Source organism: Streptomyces sp. NPDC002144 (assembly GCF_053593695.1).
In genome coordinates, this window is record NZ_JBSFDB010000004.1 from 133,260 (window position 1) to 155,695 (window position 22,436).

At 70.3% G+C, this 22,436-nt stretch carries 23 protein-coding genes; 14 read left to right on the plus strand and 9 right to left on the minus strand.

The features are described from left to right. Positions 1-12: 12 nt before the first annotated feature. Complete coding sequence (aspS, locus tag ACWCQ1_RS07830; protein WP_358597587.1) at positions 13-1,776, minus strand: aspartate--tRNA ligase; 1,764 nt, start codon at positions 1,774-1,776, stop codon at positions 13-15. A 201-nt stretch (positions 1,777-1,977) separates the two neighbouring features. Between aspS and ACWCQ1_RS07835 the strand changes: the two genes are divergently transcribed. The 4 genes from ACWCQ1_RS07835 to ACWCQ1_RS07850 all read left to right on the plus strand — a co-directional run bounded on the left by ACWCQ1_RS07835 (position 1,978) and on the right by ACWCQ1_RS07850 (position 7,676). Then, positions 1,978-4,089 carry a SpoIIE family protein phosphatase gene (locus ACWCQ1_RS07835; protein WP_358597584.1) on the plus strand — a complete coding sequence of 704 codons (2,112 nt, stop codon included), beginning with the start codon at positions 1,978-1,980 and terminating at the stop codon, positions 4,087-4,089. A 250-nt stretch (positions 4,090-4,339) separates the two neighbouring features. Beyond that, positions 4,340-5,551, plus strand: a complete 1,212-nt coding sequence (locus ACWCQ1_RS07840; protein WP_451026063.1) for an ice-binding family protein — start codon at positions 4,340-4,342, stop codon at positions 5,549-5,551. Positions 5,552-5,848: 297 nt separating this feature from the next. Further along, complete coding sequence (locus ACWCQ1_RS07845) at positions 5,849-6,403, plus strand: DUF5819 family protein (protein WP_358597578.1); 555 nt, start codon at positions 5,849-5,851, stop codon at positions 6,401-6,403. Positions 6,404-6,512: 109 nt separating this feature from the next. Then, positions 6,513-7,676, plus strand: a complete 1,164-nt coding sequence (locus ACWCQ1_RS07850) for an HTTM domain-containing protein (RefSeq protein WP_451026149.1) — start codon at positions 6,513-6,515, stop codon at positions 7,674-7,676. Positions 7,677-7,747: 71 nt separating this feature from the next. Here the strand turns inward: ACWCQ1_RS07850 and ACWCQ1_RS07855 are convergent, their stop codons facing one another. From ACWCQ1_RS07855 to ACWCQ1_RS07865, 3 genes are read right to left on the minus strand one after another with little or no spacing between them, the layout of a single operon-like run. Then, positions 7,748-8,125, minus strand: coding sequence for a hypothetical protein (locus tag ACWCQ1_RS07855; RefSeq protein WP_358597575.1), 378 nt, complete (start codon positions 8,123-8,125; stop codon positions 7,748-7,750). After that, positions 8,122-8,796, minus strand: a complete 675-nt coding sequence (locus ACWCQ1_RS07860; protein ID WP_358597572.1) for an Asp23/Gls24 family envelope stress response protein — start codon at positions 8,794-8,796, stop codon at positions 8,122-8,124. Before ACWCQ1_RS07860 ends, ACWCQ1_RS07855 begins: the two co-directional genes overlap by 4 nt. After that, positions 8,787-9,362: an RNA polymerase sigma factor gene (locus ACWCQ1_RS07865; protein WP_358597569.1), complete on the minus strand. Its 576-nt coding sequence runs from the start codon at positions 9,360-9,362 to the stop codon at positions 8,787-8,789. The genes ACWCQ1_RS07860 and ACWCQ1_RS07865 overlap by 10 nt, the downstream gene beginning before the upstream one ends. A 151-nt stretch (positions 9,363-9,513) precedes the next feature. Here ACWCQ1_RS07865 and ACWCQ1_RS07870 point away from each other — a divergent pair, with 151 nt between their 5' ends. The 5 genes from ACWCQ1_RS07870 to ACWCQ1_RS07890 all read left to right on the plus strand — a co-directional run bounded on the left by ACWCQ1_RS07870 (position 9,514) and on the right by ACWCQ1_RS07890 (position 12,022). Continuing rightward, positions 9,514-9,999, plus strand: a complete 486-nt coding sequence (locus ACWCQ1_RS07870; RefSeq protein ID WP_358597566.1) for an Asp23/Gls24 family envelope stress response protein — start codon at positions 9,514-9,516, stop codon at positions 9,997-9,999. A 75-nt stretch (positions 10,000-10,074) separates the two neighbouring features. Further along, complete coding sequence (locus ACWCQ1_RS07875) at positions 10,075-10,242, plus strand: hypothetical protein (protein ID WP_358597563.1); 168 nt, start codon at positions 10,075-10,077, stop codon at positions 10,240-10,242. Continuing rightward, positions 10,239-10,652 carry an Asp23/Gls24 family envelope stress response protein gene (locus tag ACWCQ1_RS07880; RefSeq protein ID WP_358597560.1) on the plus strand — a complete coding sequence of 138 codons (414 nt, stop codon included), beginning with the start codon at positions 10,239-10,241 and terminating at the stop codon, positions 10,650-10,652. The genes ACWCQ1_RS07875 and ACWCQ1_RS07880 overlap by 4 nt, the downstream gene beginning before the upstream one ends. A gap of 52 nt (positions 10,653-10,704) precedes the next feature. Beyond that, complete coding sequence (locus ACWCQ1_RS07885) at positions 10,705-11,382, plus strand: DUF6286 domain-containing protein (RefSeq protein WP_451026064.1); 678 nt, start codon at positions 10,705-10,707, stop codon at positions 11,380-11,382. A 31-nt stretch (positions 11,383-11,413) separates the two neighbouring features. Beyond that, positions 11,414-12,022 carry an alkaline shock response membrane anchor protein AmaP gene (locus ACWCQ1_RS07890; RefSeq protein ID WP_358597554.1) on the plus strand — a complete coding sequence of 203 codons (609 nt, stop codon included), beginning with the start codon at positions 11,414-11,416 and terminating at the stop codon, positions 12,020-12,022. Between the two features lie 33 nt (positions 12,023-12,055). On the opposite strand, the gene ACWCQ1_RS07895 is transcribed toward ACWCQ1_RS07890, so the two are convergent. The 3 genes from ACWCQ1_RS07895 to ACWCQ1_RS07905 form a co-directional block, all read right to left on the minus strand. Beyond that, complete coding sequence (locus ACWCQ1_RS07895) at positions 12,056-13,033, minus strand: magnesium transporter CorA family protein (RefSeq protein WP_358597551.1); 978 nt, start codon at positions 13,031-13,033, stop codon at positions 12,056-12,058. 183 nt (positions 13,034-13,216) lie between these two features. Further along, positions 13,217-14,188, minus strand: a complete 972-nt coding sequence (locus ACWCQ1_RS07900) for a pirin family protein (RefSeq protein ID WP_358597548.1) — start codon at positions 14,186-14,188, stop codon at positions 13,217-13,219. 110 nt (positions 14,189-14,298) lie between these two features. Continuing rightward, positions 14,299-14,766: an SseB family protein gene (locus ACWCQ1_RS07905; protein WP_133044023.1), complete on the minus strand. Its 468-nt coding sequence runs from the start codon at positions 14,764-14,766 to the stop codon at positions 14,299-14,301. Positions 14,767-14,930: 164 nt separating this feature from the next. On the opposite strand from ACWCQ1_RS07905, the gene ACWCQ1_RS07910 reads away from it, so the two are divergent. The 5 genes from ACWCQ1_RS07910 (at position 14,931) to ACWCQ1_RS07930 (ending at position 20,117) form a co-directional block, all read left to right on the plus strand. Further along, positions 14,931-16,772: an acyl-CoA dehydrogenase gene (locus ACWCQ1_RS07910; RefSeq protein ID WP_358597545.1), complete on the plus strand. Its 1,842-nt coding sequence runs from the start codon at positions 14,931-14,933 to the stop codon at positions 16,770-16,772. A gap of 132 nt (positions 16,773-16,904) precedes the next feature. Next, positions 16,905-18,197 (plus strand): M18 family aminopeptidase, encoded by a 1,293-nt coding sequence (locus tag ACWCQ1_RS07915; protein ID WP_451026065.1) that lies wholly within the window; start codon positions 16,905-16,907, stop codon positions 18,195-18,197. An 80-nt stretch (positions 18,198-18,277) separates the two neighbouring features. Next, positions 18,278-18,529, plus strand: coding sequence for a DUF6458 family protein (locus ACWCQ1_RS07920; protein ID WP_133044020.1), 252 nt, complete (start codon positions 18,278-18,280; stop codon positions 18,527-18,529). A gap of 322 nt (positions 18,530-18,851) precedes the next feature. Further along, entirely contained in the window at positions 18,852-19,892 is a 1,041-nt protein-coding gene (locus tag ACWCQ1_RS07925; RefSeq protein WP_133044338.1) for a glycosyltransferase family 2 protein, read from the plus strand. A 60-nt stretch (positions 19,893-19,952) separates the two neighbouring features. Next, positions 19,953-20,117 carry a hypothetical protein gene (locus tag ACWCQ1_RS07930; RefSeq protein ID WP_165954846.1) on the plus strand — a complete coding sequence of 55 codons (165 nt, stop codon included), beginning with the start codon at positions 19,953-19,955 and terminating at the stop codon, positions 20,115-20,117. Between the two features lie 6 nt (positions 20,118-20,123). Here the strand turns inward: ACWCQ1_RS07930 and ACWCQ1_RS07935 are convergent, their stop codons facing one another. Both ACWCQ1_RS07935 and ACWCQ1_RS07940 read right to left on the minus strand, forming a co-directional pair. Continuing rightward, positions 20,124-21,980, minus strand: a complete 1,857-nt coding sequence (locus ACWCQ1_RS07935; protein ID WP_358597538.1) for an NHL domain-containing thioredoxin family protein — start codon at positions 21,978-21,980, stop codon at positions 20,124-20,126. 29 nt (positions 21,981-22,009) lie between these two features. After that, on the minus strand, positions 22,010-22,402 hold the full coding sequence (locus ACWCQ1_RS07940; protein ID WP_451026066.1) for a cupin domain-containing protein: 393 nt from the start codon (positions 22,400-22,402) through the stop codon (positions 22,010-22,012). Positions 22,403-22,436: the final 34 nt, after the last annotated feature.

Genomic DNA, 22,436 nt, shown 5'->3' on the forward strand with positions numbered 1-22,436 from the left:
GGGTCCGCCGGGTTACTTCGGCTGCGGCTTGCGCACCTGGAGGTGCAGTTCCCTCAGCCGGGCCTCCTCCAGCTCCGTCGGCGCGCCCATCATCAGGTCCTGGGCGTTGCCGTTGAGCGGGAAGGCGATGGTCTCGCGGATGTTGGGCTCGTCGGCCAGCAGCATCACGATGCGGTCGACGCCGGGGGCGATACCGCCGTGCGGCGGGGCGCCGAAGCGGAAGGCGCGCAGCATGCCGGCGAACTTGTCCTCGACGGTCTCCCGGTCGTAACCGGCGATCTCGAAGGCCTTGAGCATGATGTCCGGCTCATGGTTCCGGATCGCGCCGGAGGACAGCTCGACACCGTTGCAGACGATGTCGTACTGCCAGCCCAGGATGTCCAGCGGGTCCTGGTTCTCCAGGGCCTCGAGCCCGCCCTGCGGCATGGAGAAGGGGTTGTGCGAGAAGTCGATCGCGCCGGTCTCCTCGTCCTTCTCGTACATCGGGAAGTCGACGATCCAGCAGAAGCGGAAGACGTTCTCCTCGAAGTGCCCGGCGCGCTTGGCGGCCTCGACCCGCACCGCGCCCATGATCTTGGAGACCTCGTCGAACTCGCCCGCGCCGAAGAACACCGCGTGCCCGGCGGCCAGCGACAGCCGCTTGGTCAGCTCGGCGACGTTCTCCTCGGTGAGGAACTTCGCGATCGGGCCGGTGAGCGAACCGTCCTCGGCGACCCGCACCCAGGCCAGGCCCTTGGCGCCCAGCGAGACGGCGAAGTCACCGAGCTGGTCGAAGAACTTGCGCGGCTGGTCCTGCACGGCCGGCACCGGCAGCGCGCGCACGTGCTTGCCGGCGAACGCCTTGAACTCCGAGCCCTCGAAGACGTCGGTGATGTCGACGAGCTCCAGCTGGGCCCGCAGGTCCGGCTTGTCGGAGCCGTACTTCAGCATCGCCTCGCGGAACGGGATCCGCGGGAACGGGGAGGTGACATGGCGGCCGCCGCCGAACTCCTCGAACAGCTCGGTCATCAGCTGCTCGATCGGCCGGAAGACGTCCTCCTGCTCGACGAAGCTCATCTCGACGTCGAGCTGGTAGAACTCGCCCGGCGAGCGGTCGGCGCGGGCGTCCTCGTCACGGAAGCAGGGCGCGATCTGGAAGTAGCGGTCGAAGCCCGAGATCATCAGCAGCTGCTTGAACTGCTGCGGCGCCTGCGGCAGGGCGTAGAACTTGCCGGGGTTCAGCCGGGAGGGGACCACGAAGTCACGGGCGCCCTCGGGCGAGGTCGCCGACAGGATCGGGGTCGCCATCTCGTTGAAGCCGAGCGCCGTCATCTTGTGCCGGATCGCCGAGATGACCGCCGTACGCAGCATGATGTTGCGGTGCATGCGCTCGCGCCGCAGGTCCAGGAAGCGGTACTCCAGACGCCGCTCCTCGTTGACCCCGTCCTCGGCGTTGATGGTGAAGGGCAGCGGGGCGGCCGCGCCGAGCAGCTCGACCTCGCCGACCTCGACCTCGACCTCACCGGTCGGCAGCTCCGGGTTGACGTTCTCGGCCCCACGGGAGACGACCTTGCCGTCGACGCGGACCGTCGACTCCTTGGTCACCTTGTCCAGGGCCTCGTAGGCCGGGGTGCCCGGGCGGGCGACGAGCTGCGTGATGCCGTAGTGGTCGCGCAGATCGATGAAGAGGATGCCGCCCAGGTCGCGCCGATTGTGCAGCCAGCCACTCAGCCGGACGTCGGTGCCGACGTCAGAGGCGCGGAGCTCGCCGCAGGTGTGGGACCTGTACCGATGCATCGTCGTTCATCCAGTCTTCGCGGATAGGGGGCCGTGTTTCACGTGAAACACCACCCAAGCGTACCGGGCACCGTAAGATCGGCTCCCCACCATTAAGGGCGGTCGTCCTGCGGCCTCCAACCGCTCGGTTCCGGGCATCAAACCGCACGAACTGTCGATGATCGGTGGCACGCCTCGATCACCTCTTCATAAAGTGGGGCAATGCGCACTGGCGAGCCTCTGCCGCCCGTGGGGGAGGTTCTCGCCACCCTCGCGACCGGTCTGTGGCACTGGGACACCGCCACCGAGCTGGTCACGGTCGACTCCGAGGCGGCACGGCTGCTCGGCCTGCCCGCCGTACAGACCACCCTCACGGAGGCCCAGGCCCGGTCCCGGCTGCACCCGGTCGACTGGAACGAGATCATCAGCGTGGTCGGTCTCGCCGTCGCCGAGCGCACCCTCGCCGAGGTCCGCATCCGGATCATGGACGAGCACGGCCGGGTGATCCGCGTCGTCCGCTCCCGCTCCAAGCCGTCGTACGACAAGGAACGGCAGGCCTTCCAGCTGATCGGCACCCTCCAGGAGGTGACCGAACCGACGCCCGGCACACCGGCCGGGCGCAGTGCCGTCACGGGCGACTGGCGGCGCTCCCGGGAGGCGTTCCTGCTGGACGCGGGCCGGGCGCTGGCCGAGGCTCGCTCGACCGCGGAGGTGCTGCGCGTCGCGGCGGGGCTGTCGATGCCGGGGTTCTCGCCGGACGGGCTCGCGGTGTTCGGCGTCGAGGGCGACCGGCTGACCATCGTCGGCCTGTACGGCTACCAGCCCGGCGACGGCGACCCGTTCTCCCCCATGCCCCTGGACACGGACCATCCCGCCGCCGAGGTCATACGTACCGGCCGTGCCGTCTATCTCTCCTCCCCCGCGGACTACAAGACCCGCTACCCGGTGATGTGGCAGCTGGTGGAGGGCTTCGGCCGCCAGTCCTGGGCCTTCCTGCCCCTGACGGTGGCCGGACGCACGATGGGCGCCTGGATGGCCTCCTTCGCCTATCCCGTCGCCTTCACCCCCGACGAACGCTCGGTGCTGACGACCGTCGCCCGGATGCTCGCCCAGGCCCTGTCCCGGGCCGGCGCCCAGGAGACCGAACGCGCCCTGACCGACGGCCTCCAGCGCTCCATGCTGCCGACGCTCGGCCCCCAGATACCGGGCATGACCGTCGCCGCACGCTACGTCCCCACCGGCGGCGGCCTCCAGGTCGGCGGCGACTGGTACGACATGATCCCGCTGCCCAACGGCCGGTTCGCCCTGGCCATCGGCGACGTCCAGGGCCATGACGTGCGCGCGGCGGGACTGATGGGCCAGCTCCGTATCGCCCTGCGCGCCTACGCCTCCGAGGGCCACCGCCCGGACGCGGTCCTCTCCCGGGCCTCCCGCTTCCTGCACGGCATGGCGGACGGCGACCCCGAGTCCCCCGACCTGCGCTTCGCGACCTGTCTGTACGTCGAGGCGGACCCGGTGACCGGCATCCTGGACATCGCCCGGGCCGGCCACCCCGACCCGGCGATCCGGATGGCGGACGGCACGGTACTGACCCGCCCGACGGCCGGCGGCCTCCCGCTCGGCATCGACCCGGACGCCGACTACCCCACCACCCGCATCACGCTGGAACCCGGCGAGACGATGCTGATCTGCACCGACGGCCTGATCGAGACCGGCGGTCACGACCTGGACAGCGGCTGGCAGCGCATCCGTACGATCCTCGAGGACCACAAGGGCGACCTGGAGGAACTGGCCGACGCCCTGGTCCAGGGCGTGCACGGCCCGTCCTCCCACTACACCACGGGCCCGCTCGCGGACCGGCGCGAGGACGACATAGCGGTGATGCTGCTGTGCCGCCCGGGGGACGACGGCGGCCTCGACCACACGCTCGCCCCGGCGCCCACGGTCCGCCGCACGCTGCTCTCCGTCGCGCAGGCCGAACCCGAACGCGTCGCGGTGGCCCGCCAGCACCTGCGCGAACTCCTCCACGACTGGCCCTCCCAGGACCAGGTCGACTCGGCGGTACTGCTGCTGTCCGAGATGCTGACCAACGTCCTGGTGCACACGGACGCGGACGCGCTGATGCAGGCCGAGGTCCGGGGCGAGCCCGGGGGCCGCCGGATGCGCGTCGAGGTCACCGACACCAGCGACGACCTCCCGCACAAACGGCGCCCCGGCGAGATGGCCTCCTCCGGCCGCGGCCTGGTCCTCATCGAACTCCTCGCCCACTCCTGGGGCGTGGACCCCCGGGGTGAGGGCAAGAGCATCTGGTTCGAGTTCCACGAGGACGCGTAGCCGGCGCGCCGGGGAGCTCGAAATACCGCTCAAAAGCGGGTCTGCACCCCCTGCTGAACACCGAACAATCGGAAATATTAATTTCCCAACGCCTCGCGCATTCGAGGGCTTAATTCTCGGAAATCCCGACTCTCTTTCATTTCCTGTTGGCGGTGGGAGATTCCTCCGTAATATGCACGACCAGATCAGGGCTCCCGGGCATTCGGTTAGGGTCCGGCACGCCACGACCCCCACAGGAAATGGCATTCCGATGAAGCTGAAGATCCCGCGAACAGCCGGCCGCCGCAGCTTGCCCGGCTTGCTCGCCTCAACCCTCGCCGCGACGGTCGCCGCCGCGATGGTCGTCCTGACACCCGTCCAAGCAGAGGCCATCGCCACGCCAGTACCGCTGGCCACGGCCGCGAGCTTCTCCGTTCTGGCGGGTGCCGGAGTCACCAACACCGGCCCCACCGTGATCAGCCACGATCTCGGAACGCACCCGAATCCGGCCATCACCGGCTTCCCGCCCGGCCAGGTGCTCGGCGCAGTGCACGCCGCCGACGCCGTCGCGCTTCAGGCCAAGTCCGATCTGGTCACGGCGTACAACAATGCGGCGGGTCAGGCGACCGACTTCGCCCTCGCGGCGGGGATCGGCAACGGCACCACGCTGCTCCCGGGCGTCTACACCGCTTCCTCCGGCGTCGGACTCACCGGCGACCTGATCCTGGACGCCGGTGGAAACCCGAATTCCGTCTGGGTCTTCCAGATCCCGGCGGCCCTCACGACAGCGTCCTCCAGCCGAGTACTCCTGACGAACGGCGCTTCGCCGTGCAATGTGTACTGGCAGGTCGGTAGTTCTGCCACCCTCGGCACCAACTCCACCTTCGTCGGCACCATCATGGCTCTGACGGACATCCACGTGACCACGGGGACGAACATCGAGGGCCGGGCGCTGGCCCGCAACGGCGCCGTGACGCTCGACACCAACCGGATCTTCCTCAACTCGTGTTCGACCGGCACCACGACGACCGGCACCACGACGGGCACCACGACCGGCACCACGGGCGGATCGACGACCGGCACCACCGTCGGTGTGACCGGTGGGGGTCTGGTCAGCGGCGGCCTACTGGGCGGCCCCATCGCCAACGTCACGACCGGCGGCGCTGTCGGGAACACCTCGGGCAACACGGCGGGGAACAACGTCACCTCCGGGAACACGGCCGGGAACACCTCGGGCAACACCGCCGGAAACGTCGCGGGCCAGCAGGGCGGCAAACCCGGTGGGCCGGACCACGGCGGCGGCCACGACAACCACGGCAAACCGGGCTACGAGCATCAGGGTGGCCCCGGCAAGCCGGACCACGGCCAAGGCGGTAAGCCCGACGAGCACAACGGCCACGGCTACGGCGGCTACGGCTACGGCGATGCCCCGAAGCCAGAGGGCCAGGACGGCCAGGACGGCCAGGACGGCTACGAAGGGTAGTCGGCGAGCGGTGAGAGGTCCGTACACCCGATGACGGCGCGCGGCGGGAGCCCCCTGGGCTCCGCCCCGCGCCGCCGGTGTCGATCCGCACGGACCTCGGAAGCATGGCAGCGGCACGAGAAAGCAAGGTGGGCGGTGTCGAGCGGAATTCATTCAGCGCGTGTGGGGGAAACCGAGCGATCCGACGCCGGCCCGCTCCGGTGGGAGCGACGGGACGACGCGGACCCACCCTCCCGACGGACCGCAAGCGCGAGGATCCTGAGAGCCGGCCTGCACACCACCGTCCTCCTGTGCCTGATGACGACCTTGGTCCACGTCGGTGCCGTCTTCCTTCACGTGGCACCTCCCAACCCCGTCTCGAGGCGGTACAGCCGGCAGGTCGACGCGTGGGTGTATCCCCTCTTCGAACAGAACTGGCGGCTCTTCGCCCCCAACCCCGACTCCGTCAACCGGCGGATCATGGCGAGAACCGCGCACACCGCGTCCAACGGGTCGGTGCGGGTCAGCCCCTGGATCGACCTGACCGCCCTGGACCGTACCGCCGTCGAGCACGATCCGTTTCCGAGCCACACGGCTCAGAACCTGCTGCGCCGCGCCTGGGCCTCGTATGTCGACACCCACGGAGAGGACGACACCGCACGTTCGCCACGGGCCGTGATGATGCAGAAGTACCTGAGCAACATCGCCGCGGAGCGCGTGGCGCGCCATCACGGCGGCACGTTCGAGTTCGTCCAGCTTCGCGTCGTCACTCTGCCCGTCGACGCGCCCGGCACCGCGGCCGGGCACCTGTCCCCGACACCGGTGGAGAACCGGCTCCTGCCCTGGTGGAAGGTGACCCCCCGTGGGAAATGAGCAGGTCCACGCACTCCCGGCAGCGGCCGTCACGCCGGACCGGCCCGTAGGCCCGAGGACATGGGTCCCCGGCCCGGTCCACCGGTGGCTCCTCGACCGAACCGATGCCTTGTGGACCCTTGTCACCGGTCGGCCGGTGTCCCTGTACGCCACGGCCGTCCTGCGTATCGGTTACGGGCTGCTCTACCTGGTCTTTCTCCTGCGTGAGTTCCCGCATCGGGACGAGATCTGGGGTCCGGGCTCTCCATGGACACCCGCGTTGGCGGCACAGCTCTTCGACCAGACGGGCTGGTACAGCTTCCTGATCGTTTCGGACAGCCGTGGCTACTTCGAGTTCTGCTATGTGCTGGCCCTCGTGACGTCCGCGCTGTTCATGCTGGGCTGGCGGACCCGCGCCATGTCCGTGCTCTTCGCCGCCGTGGTGGCCTCCTTCCACGCCAGGGCGATCTTCATGACGGACGGGGGCGACAACCTCCTCCTCCTGATGACCCTCTACCTCGTGCTCACGGCGTGCGGTCGTCGCTGGTCCCTGGACGCGCGCAGAGAGCGGATCAAGGCGGCGCGTGCGGACGTCGCGCCGACGCGGGAGCGGAGCCTTGCCGGTCGGCAACTCCGGGCGGCCCACGTCACCTTGACCATGGTGGTGCACAACTGCGGCGTCTTCGTCATCGCGGCGCAGGTCTGCATCCTGTACGGATCGGCCGGCCTGTACAAGGTCCAGGGCTCTTTCTGGGACGACGGCACCGCTCTGCACTACGTGCTGAACCTCGACCTCTTCCAGCCGTGGCCCGCGGTCTCCCACGCCGTGGACCAGTACCCGCTGGTGATGGCGGTCGTCGGTTACCTGACCGTCCTCACCCAGGTCGCTTTCCCGTTCGTGCTCTTCGGCAGGCTCAAGTATCCCGTCCTCATCGCGCTGTTGGGCATGCACGTCGCCATCGCGGTGGTCCTGGGACTCCCGCTCTTCTCGGGCACGATGATCATCGCGGACGCCGTGTTCCTTCCCGACCGGTTCTACACGTTCCTGCCCGGTCTCCTCCGGCGTGCCGTTCTTCGACGCGGCCTGCGGACGCCTGCGCAGCCGGAGGAGACCGGGCTCGGCTCCGTGCCGGCGCAAGGTGGTCACCCGGGGAGCCGGGGAGCCGGGGAGCCGGTGGGCCGCCCGGCACGGCACGGTGGTCCGTCACCGTCCGGTCGGACGGTCCCGGACGGGAAGCCGTCCGGCCAGACGTTCACGGACCGGAAGCCGTCCGGCCCGACGGTGGCGGAGTAGAAACCGCGCCCGCCCGGCGTACCGGCTTCCTCCGGGACCGTCCGGTGCCGCGGGACCTTCGCCCGCGGCGCTCAAGCGGTGTCAGGCCGGGCGGCCAGCCGGGTCACCGTGACCGTGACGGTGACGGACTCCGGGACACCGAGAGCGCAGAGGCGGGCGACGACGGCGGCGACCACCCGGTCGTGGACGTTCCGGGCGATGTCCACCGCCCGCGGTCCTTCGGCCAGGACGCAGCGCACCTCGATGTCCCATCCCCGGCCGTCCGGCGCCCGGTCGGCACGGACGCCGGCCTCGGGCGGCGTGCCGCGGGGCGCGGTGTCCGTCCACGTGGGCGCGGTGACCGCCGCGAGGCGGTGGGCGAGGCGTGGTTGCAGGCCGACCACGCCGGGAACCGCGAGGGCGGCCTCGGCCGCGGCGCCGAGGAGCCCACCCGTGCCGATGGCGGTCATCGCGCACCACCGCCCGCCGGAAGAGCGGGGCCGAGGGCCGACGGCTCCAGTACGTCGACCACGGTGATGTCGACATCCGTCACCGCGAGCCCCAGGTCCCGTGCGGCCGAGTCGAGGACCGACAGGCGTACCTGGTGGACCCGGTCGGGCAGCGGGGTGTCGAGGGTGGCGGCCAGGGTCATGGTCACCCGTACATCGGTGCCCTCCCCCTCGGGTTCGAGCCGGCAGCTCGCCGCCCTGGCACCGGGAACCCTGTCCGCGGCCTGCCGAAGGACCTTCGCCGCAGCGCTCTCGGCGATCCGCAGGTCGCGGTCAGGGTCGGCCAGGGGCAGCAGTCGCCCGAGCCGTGCCTCGGCCCCGACGACGTTCATGACGCGGTCGACGAGTGCCTGCAGGTCGAGCGGGGCCTCGTCGCGCAGCCTCAGGGCCGCCCGGTTCACCACGGTGAGTCCCTCGACGGCCTCACGGCAGTACGGACAGGCCGCCGTGTGCGAGTCGGCGCCGGGCTCCGTGTCCTGCGCCTGCTCCCAGACCCGGCTGAGCAGGCGGCCGCAGGGCAGAACCTCGTCGCCCGCGAGCGGGGGCACGTCATCGGCGGCGGACGGCCCGCCACCGGGCTCGCCTGCCGGGTGCGGTACGGGAGGCCGCGCGTGCGGGTCGTCTAGCGCCATGGGGCCATCGCCTCCTGCAGGGATCGGCGTGCCCTGAACAGTCTGCCGCGCACCGTCTGCTCGGTGGTGTGTGTCACGTGGGCTATCTCCTTGTAGGGCAGGCCCTGTATTTCCCTGAGGACCCAGCAGAGCCGCTGTCCGGCGTCCAGTCCGGCGAGCGCGCAGGACAGGGCGACCGTGGCCGCGTCCTGTTCGGCGCACCGGGCGGGCTGACTCCACGCGTCGCCCGTCGCGGGTTCGGCGACGGTCTCCAAAGAGAGGGGCGGCGGCCGACGCCGGCGCATGGTCAGGCAGCGGTTGACGGTGATCCGGTACATCCAGGTGCGGAACTCCGCACCGTGCCGGTATTCCGGCAGACGCCGCCAAGCGCTGAGGAAGGCGTCCTGAACGGCCTCTTCGGCGTCCTGTGGATTGCCGACCATGCAGCGGGCCAGGCCCAGGAGGGACCGGGTGTGCCGCTGGACGAGAAGCTCGAAGGAGTCCTCGTTCCCCTCGGCCGCCCGTACGGCCAGGATCCGGTCCGGCAGGTCGCAGCCCGGCTGTGGCGAAGCAGTGCTGTGGGTCATGGCTCTCCCGCTCAGCTCGGAACGGACGAGTACCCGGACTTCTATGTGATGCACATCACATATCGAGCGTGTGAGTAGTCCGCCGCACCACCCGTCCAAGCTCTTGACGGGCACCACCCCGATGCCCGGCAGACCGATCGAGGCGAGCGCCATGACGGACAACATGACCAGTGTCGGCGGGGGCAACCGACCCGACTCGGGCGTGAGCGCCCTGAAGGGCCGCACCGGGGCCGGGACTCCGGCCGAGACGCGCGGGAAGACCACGATCGCGGACGGCGTGGTGGCCAAGATCGCGGGCATGGCCGCCCGCGAGGTACCGGGCATCCACAGCCTGGGGGCGGGGATGGCCCGCGCCTTCGGCGCCATGCGCGAACGCGTACCCGGCGGTGGCGGTGGCGCCGTCAGCCGTGGAGTGAAGGTCGAGGTCGGCGAGCGGCAGACGGCCGTGGATCTGGACGTCGTGGTCGAGTACGGCGTCTCCATCGTCGAGGTGACCGGCGCCGTGCGCGCCAACGTGATCAGCGCCCTGGAGCGGATGACGGGACTCGAGGTCGTCGAGGTGAACATCGCCGTCGACGACGTCCACCTCCCCGACGAGGAGGAAGAGGCCGCACCCGACGAGGGCCGCGTGAGGTGATCCAGTGCCGCGTCCAGGCGTGCGCGGCCGATCACGCGGACGGCGACGTCCGTCCGCGAGACGGGTGAGTGCAAGATGAACGCAGCAACGACGGGCCTCGCGGCCGGAATGGCCCTGGGCTTCGCCGGTTACTTCGGCGGCTTCTGGGCGTTCCTCCTGGTCCTGGTCCTGGGAACGGCGGGGCTGATCACAGGCCTCGTCGTCCAGGGCGACCTCGACGTCCGGTCACGGAGACAGCGGTGAACACCCGGCCGGGTTTTCCGCCCCTCGGCGAAGGCTCCGGCCCCTCGACGCGGGCCGCCGGCCTCCCGCCGCCGGCCGAGCGGGGCGCCACCGTCATCCCGGACAGGGTGGTCGCCCGTATCGCGGCGCGGGCCGCGCGCACGGCCCAGTCCCGGCGGGCCGCCGTACCGCCCGACAGGGACGGACCGGCCGCGCCCGCCGCCTCGGCGGCCGTCCGCACCGGATCGGTGCGCCTGCACCTGGCCATGGACCTGCCCTACCCGGCCGACATCCCCCAGGTCTGCGAGCGGATCCAGCGCGACGTCGCCGACCGAGTGGCTCAGCTGACCGGCCTGGAGGTACGAGAGGTCACCCTCACCATCCGCCGGCTGGTCACCGCCGTCGACGCGGACCGGGGGCGGGTCCGGTGAGCGGCCGTACGGCCCGGGTCCTCGGGCATGCCGCTCCGCGAGGAGGGCACCGATGACTTCCGACTCCGATTCTCCCGAACGCGGTCCCGCGCCGTCCGCGCACCGCGCCACAGTGCCGCTGACGAAGGAGCCCGGCGCGTCCGCCCACGAAGTGCACACGCGGCACACACCCGGTGAGCGGGACGGAGGGCACCGGACCCGCCGCCCGTGGTCGGCTCGCCGGCTGCCGGCCATGCTGGTCGCCTCGGTGGTTCTCGTGGCGGCGGGCGCGGCGCTGGTGGATGTCGTCGCCGTGCGGGCGGGACGCCCGGCGGCAGCCTGGCGGCGGCACCTGGCCGACGAACTGGCCACCCGCCCTGTCGACGACGTGTGGATGCTCACCGGAGCCGCCGTCGCCGCCGCCGCAGGCGTCTGGCTGCTCGTCCTGGCCCTGACCCCCGGACTGCGTCACTGGCTGCCCCTGCGTTCCCCCGCACCCGGGTTGCGTGCCGCCCTGGACCGCGACGGCGCCGCCGACCTGCTGCGCGACGCCGCCATGCGGGTCCCCGGAGTCGGCGCGGCCCGCGTCCGGGTGCGCCGCCACCGCGTCAAGGCCCGCGCGGACGTCCGCTTCCGTGACCCCCGGCAGGTGAAGGACGACCTCGCCGCCGCCCTCGACGAGGAGCGCGACCGACTGGACCTCGCCCGCCCTCTCCGCATCGTCGTACGGGTGCGGCGACGCACCGACTGACCGGAAAACCCCAGCCCCCGGAGCCCGCACCATGACGCCGCGAACCGCACTCAACCGCAGCCTGCTGGCCCTCGCCGGACTGGTCCTGCTCGGCGGTGGTCTGCTGATCCTCTTCGCCGGGTTCGACGTCTACCGGCGACGCGATCTGGTCCCGCCCGCCGACTGGCCCCTGACCACCCCCAAGGACGTCCTGCTCGGCTCCGCCGACCGAGTCCGCTGGAGCGGCCAGGGCTGGTGGTGGTGGCCCGCGGTCATCGCCGCCCTCGCCCTCGCCGCCCTGCTCGCCCTGTGGTGGCTGATCACCCAGCTGCGCCGACGCCGCCCCGGCTCACTGCCCGTCGGCGGCACACCTCCGCAGGAAGGCGTCGAACTGCGGGGCCGCGCGCTCAGCGACGCGATCGCCGCCGAAGCAGGTGCCCTGCCTGAGGTCGCACGCGCGGCCGTCCACATCACCGGCCGCCCCACCCGCCCCCACACCCACGTCGACCTCGCTCTCACCCCTCGGGGGGCACCCGGCGCGGCCCTCCGTACCCTCTACGAGGGTCCGCTCCGAACCGCCCGGCGGTCCACCGGCTCCCCTTTCCCGCTCACCGAGGTCCGCCTGCGGATCGCCCGCCACAAACCGCACCGCGCGGAGTGAGGAGGAGACCTGCCGTCCCGGACGAAGCGCCCCTCAGAGCCAGTCCTTGCGCTTGAACGTCAGATAGAGCACGGCGGACAGGAGCACGATGACGACGGCGGAGGTGATGTAGCCGGACTGGCGGCCAAAACCGGGATAGGGCAGATTCTGGCCGTAGTAACCGGTGATCGCGGTGGGCACGGCGATGATGGCGGCCCAGCTCGTCACCTTCTTCATGATCAGGTTCATGCGATTGGCCTGGACCGAGAGGTTCGTCTCCATGACCGAAGCCACCAGGTCCCGCAGCGAATCGGTCCATTCGACGGCGCGCAGCACGTGATCGTAGACGTCCTGGTAATACGGGACGAGAGGTTCGGTGATCACGTGCAGGCCGGGACGCATGAGCGCGTTGACCACCTCACGCATCGGGAGCACGACGCGGCGCAGCCGGACGAGCGATTTCCGCAGTGCGAACGTCCGGCGTTGCACGGCCTCGACCTCGCGGCGCCCGGTCGCGAAGAGCAGACCCTCCAGCTCCTCGATGCCGTCGTCCAGCCGCTGGACCGCGGCGAAGTGACCGTCCACGAGATGGTCGAGGAGGCCGTGCAGCAGGAATCCGACACCGTGGCCGGCCAGGTCCGGGCTCTCGTCCCAACGCCTGACGACGTTGTCGATGTCGAAGCCGTCGTCCTGACGGACGGTGATCATGGCCTGACCGGTGAGTAGTACAGCGATCTCGCTGAAAGAGAGTTCCGCGTCGTCCGGGCTGACGGCGACGGCATAGGCGCTGAGGAACTCGTGGGTACGGTAGCGGTCGAGCTTTGGCCGCTGCCCACGCTGTACGGCGTCCTCCAGAGCCAGTTCATGGATGCCGAACTCGTCGCCGAGCAGGGTGAATTCGGCGGCCCCGGGCCGGTACAGGTCCAGCCACACCACCGACGCCGGATCGGTGAGATGCCCGGAGACGTCGCTGACGGGAAAACCCTCCAGCACGAGACTGCCGCCGTGATACAGCCGGGTGCGCGTCACCATGGCCCGAGGCTAGTGCGTCGGGCCCCGATCAACCCGATGCGCCGGTCACCGGCGCGGCAGGCTCCGGACCACCGGGTGGTGGGCCCACGTCGCACGCCCCGCCCGATGCATGCCCCTGCCTGCATCCGGACGAGTCCCGTCCCTGTCCGAACCGGGCCCGTCCGGATGTGACCCCCGCAAGCCCTACAGTCCGCCCTCGGACATCCCGTGCACGGCCGGGATGGTGCCCAGCCGCCCCTTCTGGAAGTCCTCGAACGCCTGCTGGAGTTCCTCGCGGGTGTTCATGACGAACGGGCCGTAATGGGCCATCGGCTCACGGATCGGCTGTCCGCCCAGCAGGACGACCTCCAGTTCCGGCGTGTGCGTGTCCTGCTTCTCGTCCGCGCGGACCGTCAGGGAACCGCCGGTGCCGAAGACCGCCGTCTGGCCCAGGTGGATCGGACGGCGCTCCGCGCCGACCGAACCGCGGCCCGCGAGGACGTACGCGAGGCCGTTGAAGTCCTCCCGCCACGGCAGGGTGATCTCCGCACCGGGGGAGAGGGTCGCGTGGATCATCGTGATCGGGGTGTGGGTGATGCCGGGGCCCGCGTGACCGTCCAGCTCACCGGCGATCACCCGCAGCAGGGCGCCGCCGTCGGGGGAGGTCAGCAGCTGGACGTGGCCGCCGCGGATGTCCTGGTAGCGGGGCGTCATCATCTTGTCCTTGGCCGGGAGGTTCACCCACAGCTGCAGACCGTGGAAGAGACCGCCGGACATGACGAGGGACTCCGGCGGGGCCTCGATGTGCAGCAGGCCGGAACCCGCGGTCATCCACTGGGTGTCGCCGTTGGTGATGGTGCCGCCGCCGCCCTGGCTGTCCTGGTGGTCGAAGATCCCGTCGATGATGTAGGTGACGGTCTCGAAGCCGCGGTGCGGATGCCAGGGGGTCCCCTTCGGCTCTCCGGGCGCGTACTCCACCTCACCCATCTGGTCCATCATGATGAACGGGTCCAGGTGGCGGTAGTTGATCCCGGCGAACGCTCGGCGCACCGGGAAGCCCTCGCCCTCGAAACCGCTGGGCGCGGTGGTGACGGCGAGTACGGGACGGGCCACGGCGTCGGCCGGGGCGGCCACGCGCGGCAGGGTCAGCGGGTTCTCGACGGTCACAGCGGGCATGTCGGTACCTCCTTGTGCGGCCATTTTAGTTGAGCGTTGAACTTTCTGCTACCCCACAACAGAGAGAGCCCGGAGGGCATTCCCTCCGGGCTCCCGGCTGCGCGAGCGGTTCAGCCGTACATTCTGCGCATCGCGAAGTCGACCATCTGTTCGACCGCCTTCGCGTCGAAGACCATCCGGTGCTCGCCCTCCATGTCGAGGACGAAGCCGTAGCCGGTGGGCAGGAGGTCGATGACCTCGGCCCCCGTGATCACGAAGTACTTGGACTCCTTGCCCGCATACCGGCGCAGCTCCTTCAGCGAGGTGAACATCGGGATCACCGGCTGCTGGGTGTTGTGCAGGGCGAGGAAACCGGGGTTGTCGCCGCGCGGGCAGTAGACCTTGGAGGTGGCGAAGACCTGCTGGAAGTCCTCGGCCGACATCTGCCCGGTGGTGAAGGCGCGCACCGCGTCCGCGAGAGACGGCGGCGACGGCTCGGGGTACAGCGGCGGCTGCTGGCCGTACCCGCCCGGCATCTGCTGCTGCGGCGGGACGCCGTACTGCTGCTGGGCCCCAACGTTCTGGTCGTAGCCGTACATGCACCACAGAGTACTGACCTCGCACGAGGGCTCGGTCACAGATGGCCGGATCGGGGTTGCTTCTTATTACCGACGGGTAGCATCATCGTAGCCACTTGTTGGTACGTGAACTAGCGCGAGGATCCACCAGTGCCTCGCCGATCTCTTCTTACGGAGCCGTCGCCATGGGGCACTACAAGTCGAATCTCCGCGACATCGAGTTCAACCTCTTCGAAGTACTCGGACGCGACAAGCTGTACGGCACCGGACCCTTCGAGGAGATGGACACCGAGACCGCCAAGAGCATCCTCGAGGAGCTGACCCGCCTTTCGGAGAACGAGCTGGCGGAGTCCTTCGCCGACGCCGACCGCAACCCGCCGGTCTTCGACCCGGAGACCAACACCGCGCCGGTCCCGGCGTCCTTCAAGAAGAGCTACAAGGCCTTCATGGACTCCGAGTACTGGCGCCTGGGCCTGCCCGAGGAGATCGGCGGCACGACCGCCCCGCCCTCGCTGATCTGGTCGTACGCGGAGCTGATCCTCGGCGCCAACCCGGCGATCTGGATGTACTCCTCCGGCCCGGCGTTCGCGCGCATCCTCTTCGAGGAGGGCACCGAGGAGCAGAAGAAGTGGGCGCAGATCGCGGTGGACCGCACCTGGGGCTCCACGATGGTGCTCACCGAGCCCGACGCGGGTTCCGACGTCGGCGCCGGCCGCACCAAGGCGGTCCAGCAGGAGGACGGCTCCTGGCACATCGAGGGCGTGAAGCGGTTCATCACCTCCGGTGAGCACGACATGGAGGAGAACATCCTCCACTACGTGCTGGCCCGCCCCGAGGGCGCCGGCCCCGGCACCAAGGGTCTGTCGCTCTTCCTCGTGCCGAAGTACCTGTTCGACTGGGAGACCGGCGAGCTGGGCGAGCGCAACGGCGTGTACGCCACCAACGTCGAGCACAAGATGGGCCTGAAGGCCTCCAACACCTGCGAGATGACCTTCGGCGACAAGCACCCCGCCAAGGGCTGGCTGATCGGCGACAAGCACGACGGCATCCGCCAGATGTTCCGGATCATCGAGTTCGCCCGGATGATGGTCGGCACGAAGGCCATCTCGACGCTGTCGACCGGCTACCTGAACGCGCTGGAGTACGCCAAGGAGCGCGTCCAGGGTCCGGACCTGGCGAACTTCATGGACAAGACCGCGCCGAAGGTCACCATCACCCACCACCCCGACGTGCGTCGTTCGCTGATGACGCAGAAGGCGTACGCCGAGGGCATGCGGGCGCTCGTCCTCTACACCGCCTCGATCCAGGACGCGATCGCCGTCAAGGAGGCGAACGGCGAGGACGCCAAGACCGAGCACGCGCTCAACGACCTGCTCCTGCCGATCGTGAAGGGCTACGGCTCCGAGAAGGGCTACGAGCAGCTCGCCCAGTCGCTGCAGACCTTCGGCGGCTCCGGCTTCCTGCAGGAGTACCCGATCGAGCAGTACATCCGCGACGCCAAGATCGACACCCTGTACGAGGGCACCACCGCGATCCAGGGCCAGGACTTCTTCTTCCGGAAGATCGTCCGCAACCAGGGCGCGGCCCTCAACTCCCTCGCCGAGGACATCAAGAAGTTCCTGGCGCTGGGCACCGGCGGCGAGGAGCTGGCCGGCGCCCGCGAGCACCTGGCGAAGGCGGCCGTCGAGCTGGAGGCGATCGTCGGCCTGATGCTGACCGATCTCGCGGCCACCGAGCAGGACGTCAAGAACATCTACAAGGTCGGCCTGAACACCACCCGCCTGCTGATGGCCTCCGGTGACGTGGTCGTCGGCTACCTGCTGCTCAAGGGCGCCGCGATCGCCGCCGAGAAGCTGGAGACGGCCTCCGCGAAGGCTGTGTCTTCCAAAGATGTGGCGTTCTACACCGGCAAGATCGCGGCGGCGAAGTTCTTCGCGGCCAACGTCCTGCCGGGCGTGACCGGCGCGCGCAAGCTCGCCGAGGGCGTCGACCTGGACCTGATGGAGCTGGACGAGGCCGCGTTCTAGTCGCGGCTCCGGTCCCGCCGGTTGTGGGTTCCGTGGCCGCCGGATCTGGGTAGCCAAAATTCCACATCGCCCTCACGAGGGCCCGCTCCCTGTACGCGGAGTGGGCCCTCGTACGTCGTTAAGGTGAACCCCATGAGCGAACCCCCCCGCTTCGACCGCGGCCACACCGACGACCTCATGTCCTTCCTGACGGCGAGCCCGTCGCCGTACCACGCGGTGGCGAGTGCCGCCGAGCGGCTGGAGAAGGCAGGGTTCAGGCAGGTCGCGGAGACGGACGCCTGGGACGGGACGAGCGGCGGCAAGTACGTGCTGCGCGGCGGCGCGATCGTGGCCTGGCACGTCCCCGAGGGCGCGGCGCCCCACACGCCGTTCCGTATCGTCGGCGCGCACACCGACTCCCCGAACCTGCGGGTCAAGCCGCTGCCCGACACCGGGGCGCACGGCTGGCGCCAGGTGGCCGTGGAGATCTACGGCGGCCCGCTGCTGAACTCCTGGCTCGACCGTGACCTGGGGCTGGCCGGCCGGCTGACCCTGCGGGACGGCTCGACCCGGCTGGTGAACGTCGACCGGCCGCTGCTGAGGGTGCCGCAGCTCGCCATCCATCTGGACCGTTCTGTCTCGGCGGAGGGCCTCAAGCTCGACAAGCAGCGCCACATGCTGCCGGTCTGGGGTCTGGGCAACGACGTGCGCGACGGCGATCTGATCGCCTTCCTGGAGGAGAGCGCGGGGCTCGCGGCGGGCGAGGTGACCGGCTGGGACCTGATGACGCACCCGGTGGAGCCGCCGGCGTACCTGGGCCGGGACAAGGAGCTTCTCGCCGGGCCGCGCATGGACAACCTCCTGTCGGTGCACGCGGGCGTGGCCGCGCTAGCCGCCGTCAGCGGCACCGACCTGCCCTGCGTCCCCGTCCTCGCCGCCTTCGACCACGAGGAGAACGGCTCGCAGTCGGACACCGGGGCGGACGGGCCGCTGCTCGGAAGTGTGCTGGAGCGGTCGGTGTTCGCGCGGGGCGGGTCCTTCGAGGACCGGGCGAGAGCCTTCGCGGGCACGGTGTGCCTGTCGTCCGACACGGGTCACGCGGTGCACCCCAACTACGCCGAGCGGCACGACCCGACGCACCACCCGCGGGTCAACGGCGGGCCGATCCTCAAGGTCAACGTCAACAACCGCTACGCCACCGACGGTTCGGGCCGCGCGGTCTTCGCCGCCGCCTGCGAGAAGGCGAACGTCCCCTTCCAGTCCTTCGTCTCCAACAACTCCATGCCCTGCGGCACGACCATCGGCCCCATCACCGCGGCCCGGCACGGCATCAAGACCGTCGACATCGGCGTCGCGATCCTGTCCATGCACAGCGTCCGGGAGCTGTGCGGCGCGAACGACCCTTATCTGCTGGCGAATTCGCTGGTGGCGTTCCTGGAGGGGTAGTCAACCGGGCCGTGGCGCATGGGTGATGTCCGTCCGGGTACTCGGGTTCTACGCAACGACCGGACAGGGAGGCGACACTCATGGGCCTCGGCGGGTGCATCATCCTCATCGCCGTGGGAGCCATCCTCACGTTCGCGACCGACTGGCACATGCAAGGGGTCAACCTCGACCTGGTCGGGATCATCCTGATGATCGTCGGCCTGATCGGGATCAGCACCTTCAGCGGCATCGCCCGGCGCCGGCGCGTCGTGGTACCGCCGACGACACCGGTCGTGGAGGAGGAGGTTCGCCACCGTCGCACGGACGGATACTCCGACGGATACGGCATGTAGACCGGATACCGCACGTAAGGGACACCTCCCCTACTGACGGATACTGACGGACGCACAGGGCAAGCGACGACAACCGTGAGCATTCCGTGATCAGGGATGTCTTGTTGACTTGTGTGAAAATAGTGAAGACTCCGGAGTGTTGTAGTGCCCGGGGGGTCGCACGTGCCGGGCGTGAACCATCAGCACACCCGGAGGGCTCCCCGTGCACCACCCGGCGGAGACGACCGCCGTGGCGCCCGTCGCGGGGCCACGGCCCTCGCGACGGCACGCGGCCCGTCGCGCCCATGCCGCACCCGACGAACTCGACGGACCGCTGCGGCTCGTGGTGCTGATCCCGGCCCACAACGAAGAGGACCGCATCGCCGATGCCGTTCAAGGGCTCTGGCGACAGACCCGGCGTCCCGACCTGATCGTCGTCGTGTGCGACAACTGCACCGACGCCACCGCCGAGATCGCCGCCGCCCACGGCGCGCAGGTCTTCCACACCCAGGGCAACACCCACAAGAAGGCCGGCGCCCTCAACCAGGCCATCGCCTGGGTGCTGCCCCATCTCGAGGAACGCGACCTGCTGCTGGTGCAGGACGCGGACACCGTGCTCGACCCGTGGTTCAACGAGACCGCGATGGGCACCTTCAACCGCAAGGTCGGCGCCGTCGGCGGGGTGTTCTACGGCGAGGAGGGCGGCGGCTTCCTCGGACTGCTCCAGCGCATGGAGTTCCACCGCTACGCCTGGGAGCTGGAACGCTCCGGCGGCAAGGCACAGGTGCTCACCGGCACCGGCACGATGTTCCGCGCGCGGGTGCTGCGCGAGGTCCGCGCCGCCCGCCGCGCCGGGGTCATCGGCGGCGGCAACGGCTACTACAGCCTCGCCTCGCTCACCGAGGACGACGAGATGACGAAGGCCGTCAAGACCCTCGGCTACCGCGCCATGTCACCGGCCGGCTGCGCGGTCACCACCGAGGTCATGCCGACCCTGGGCAAGCTGTGGCACCAACGGCTGCGCTGGCAGCGGGGCGCGCTGGAGAACCTGCGCGACTACGGCTGGACCCGGGTCACCGCGCGCTACTTCCTGCAGCAGTTCATGATGGGCTTCGGCGCCCTGTGCTTCCTGGTCTACCTGACCTACATGACCACCTACACGACGCTGTACGGCTGGCCCGGATTCTCCCCGTTCTGGACGGCGATCGGGCTGCTCTTCGTGGTCGAGAAGACGGTCTCCGTACGGCGCGCCGGACCTCGGGCGGTGCTGGTCGCCGCGCTGATGGTCCCCGAGATGCTCTACGACCTCTTCCAGCACGCCGTCTACTTCACCTCGCTGTGGGGGCTGGTGCGCCGCAGCGAGGAGAAGTGGGTGGCGACCTGACACCCCCTTGACCCACCCCCCGCGAACCAACCCCCGCACACCCGCTAGGAGAAGCACGACATGTACGGAAGAGTGATCGGCGCCGGGACCACGGGCGCCGGCGGCGCCACCCTGGCCGCCACGGGCATGTGGATGAACAGCATGGCGCTGCTCGTCACGGCCACGACCCTGATGGCCGCAGGGGTGGCCCTGTTCAAGCTGGCGCCGCGCCCGCGCCGTCGCTGACCCCGGTCAGCCGGCCGAGTCGTCCATCCCTGCCAGCACCAACGGCAGCCGGTCCGCCCCGCCCTCGGTGAGGCGGACCGGAACTCCCCAGTCCTGCTGGTGGACATGGCAGGCCGGGTAAGGGTTGTCCGTGTCGTCGTCGCAGGACGCGGCCATCGCGGAGACGTGCAGGACCCCTTCCGTGATCCCGGGGTCGAGCTCCAGGGTGCGGGAGAGGTCGGTGTCGGCCCCCTCGCCCTTCAGCAGGAGCCCGGGGGGCGTCGACGACACCAGCAGGCGGGTCGAGGGGCCGTACCGGGTGTCCAGTTTCTGGCCCGCGGGAGCCTGGAAGATCACGTCCAACCGGAGCCTGCCGGGGGCGACTTCGGTGGCTGCTCGCCGCGTGCGGTGGGCGACCGACTCCACCCGGACCGCCTCCTCCGGCAGACGCAGCCGGGTCAGCCTGTGCCGCGCCGACTCGACCACCACGATGTCCTCGCCCACCAGCACCGCGTCGCTCGGTTCGCGCAGGTCGGTCGCGAGGGTGGTGACCTCAGCGGTCGAGGGGTCGTAGCGGCGCAGGGCGTGGTTGTAGGTGTCGCTCACGGCCACCGAGCCGTCGGGGAGGGCCGTCACGCCCAACGGGTGCTGGAACAGGGCCTGTCCGGCCGGGCCGTCGCGGTGACCGAAGTCGAACAGGCCCGTGCCGACGGCGGTGCGGACCGTGCCGTCGAGGTCCACCCAGCGCAGGGCCGAGGTCTCGGAGTCGACCAGCCAGAGCCGGTCGGCGGTCGCCGCGAGGCCGGAGGGCTGGGCGAACCAGGCCTCCGGACCCGGCCCGTCGACCAGCCCCTCGTTGGTGGTGCCGGCCGTGACGGCGACCGTCCCTCCCCCAGAGCCGAAAGCCTGGGCGGTGCCCCCGGCCGGGTCGTACGCCCACAGCTGGTGGACGCCGGCCATGGCGATCCAGACCTTGCCGCCGAAGAGGGCCACGTCCCACGGGGAGGAGAGGTCGATCTCGCGCGCGGGACCCGACGTGGGCGAGCCCTGCCACCACTGGCGTCCGGTGCCGGCGAGCGTGGTGACCTCGCCGGTGGCGAGGTCGAGGCGGCGCAGCGCGTGGTTGACGGTGTCGGCGACGACGACCGCGGCCTCGTCGAGGAGGGCGAGGCCCTGCGGCTCGTTGAACGCCGCCACCTCCGCCGAACCGTCGGCGAACCCTCTCGCACCGGACCCGATGCGCCGCACCACCGTCTCCCCGTCCGCCTCCAGCTCCACCAACTGATGCCGGGTGGTGTCGCTGACCAGGAAGGTGCCGTCCGGCAGGACCAGCGCCTTGCCCGGGAAGCGCAGGGTGGTCGGCTCCGGCTCCGGCGCCACGTACGGCCCGTCGCCGCGCCGCAGCGTCCCCTTCGCCTCGTGCTCCGCCTCCAGCTCCGTCACCAGCCGCTCGATCGCGTGCACATGCCCCTCACCGGCGTGCTGCGCGACGACGTACCCCTCGGGGTCGATCACCACCAGCGTGGGCCAGGCCCGCACCGCATACTGCTTCCAGGTCGCGAGCTCCGGATCGTCCAGCACCGGATGCTCCACCCCGTACCGCTCCACGGCGTCGACCACCGCCGCGTGCTCGGCCTCATGCACGAACTTCGGAGAGTGCACCCCGATGACCACGACGGTGTCGGCATGCTTCTCCTCCAGCTCCCGCAGCTCGTCGAGGACGTGCAGACAGTTGATGCAGCAGAACGTCCAGAAGTCGAGCACGACGATGCGTCCACGCAGGTCGGACAGGGTGTACTGCTGGTCGCCCGTGTTCAGCCAGCCGCCCTTGCCCACCAGCTCGGGGGCTCGGACGCGGACGCGCCGGGGAGTGGAGTCGGTCATGGCTCAAGAGTGCCACCCGCCACTGACAGTCACGAAAGCGCGTGGCCCGTCGTCGCGTCCACGTGGCTGGGGATCTCCTCGTGGTGGTCGCCGACCGTGAGGGTGCCGGTGGGTTCGAGCATGAGGATCTCCGTGGGGGCCGGGGCGTAGGGCTTGTGGTGGGTGCCGCGGGGGACCGTGAAGACGGAGCCCTTCGGGAGGACGACGGTGCGTTCGCCGGAGGGTTCGCGCAGGGCGATGTGGAGTTCGCCGTCCAGGACCAGGAAGAACTCGTCGGTGTGGTCGTGGACGTGCCAGACGTGCTCGCCCTCGACCTTGGCGACGCGGACGTCGTAGTCGTTGACGGCGGTGACGATGCGCGGGCTCCAGCGGTCCGTGAAGGACGCGAGGGCGGCGGACAGGGCGATGGGTTCCTTGGTCATGGGTCCATCGTGGGGGTGGGCCGGGACGGTGCGT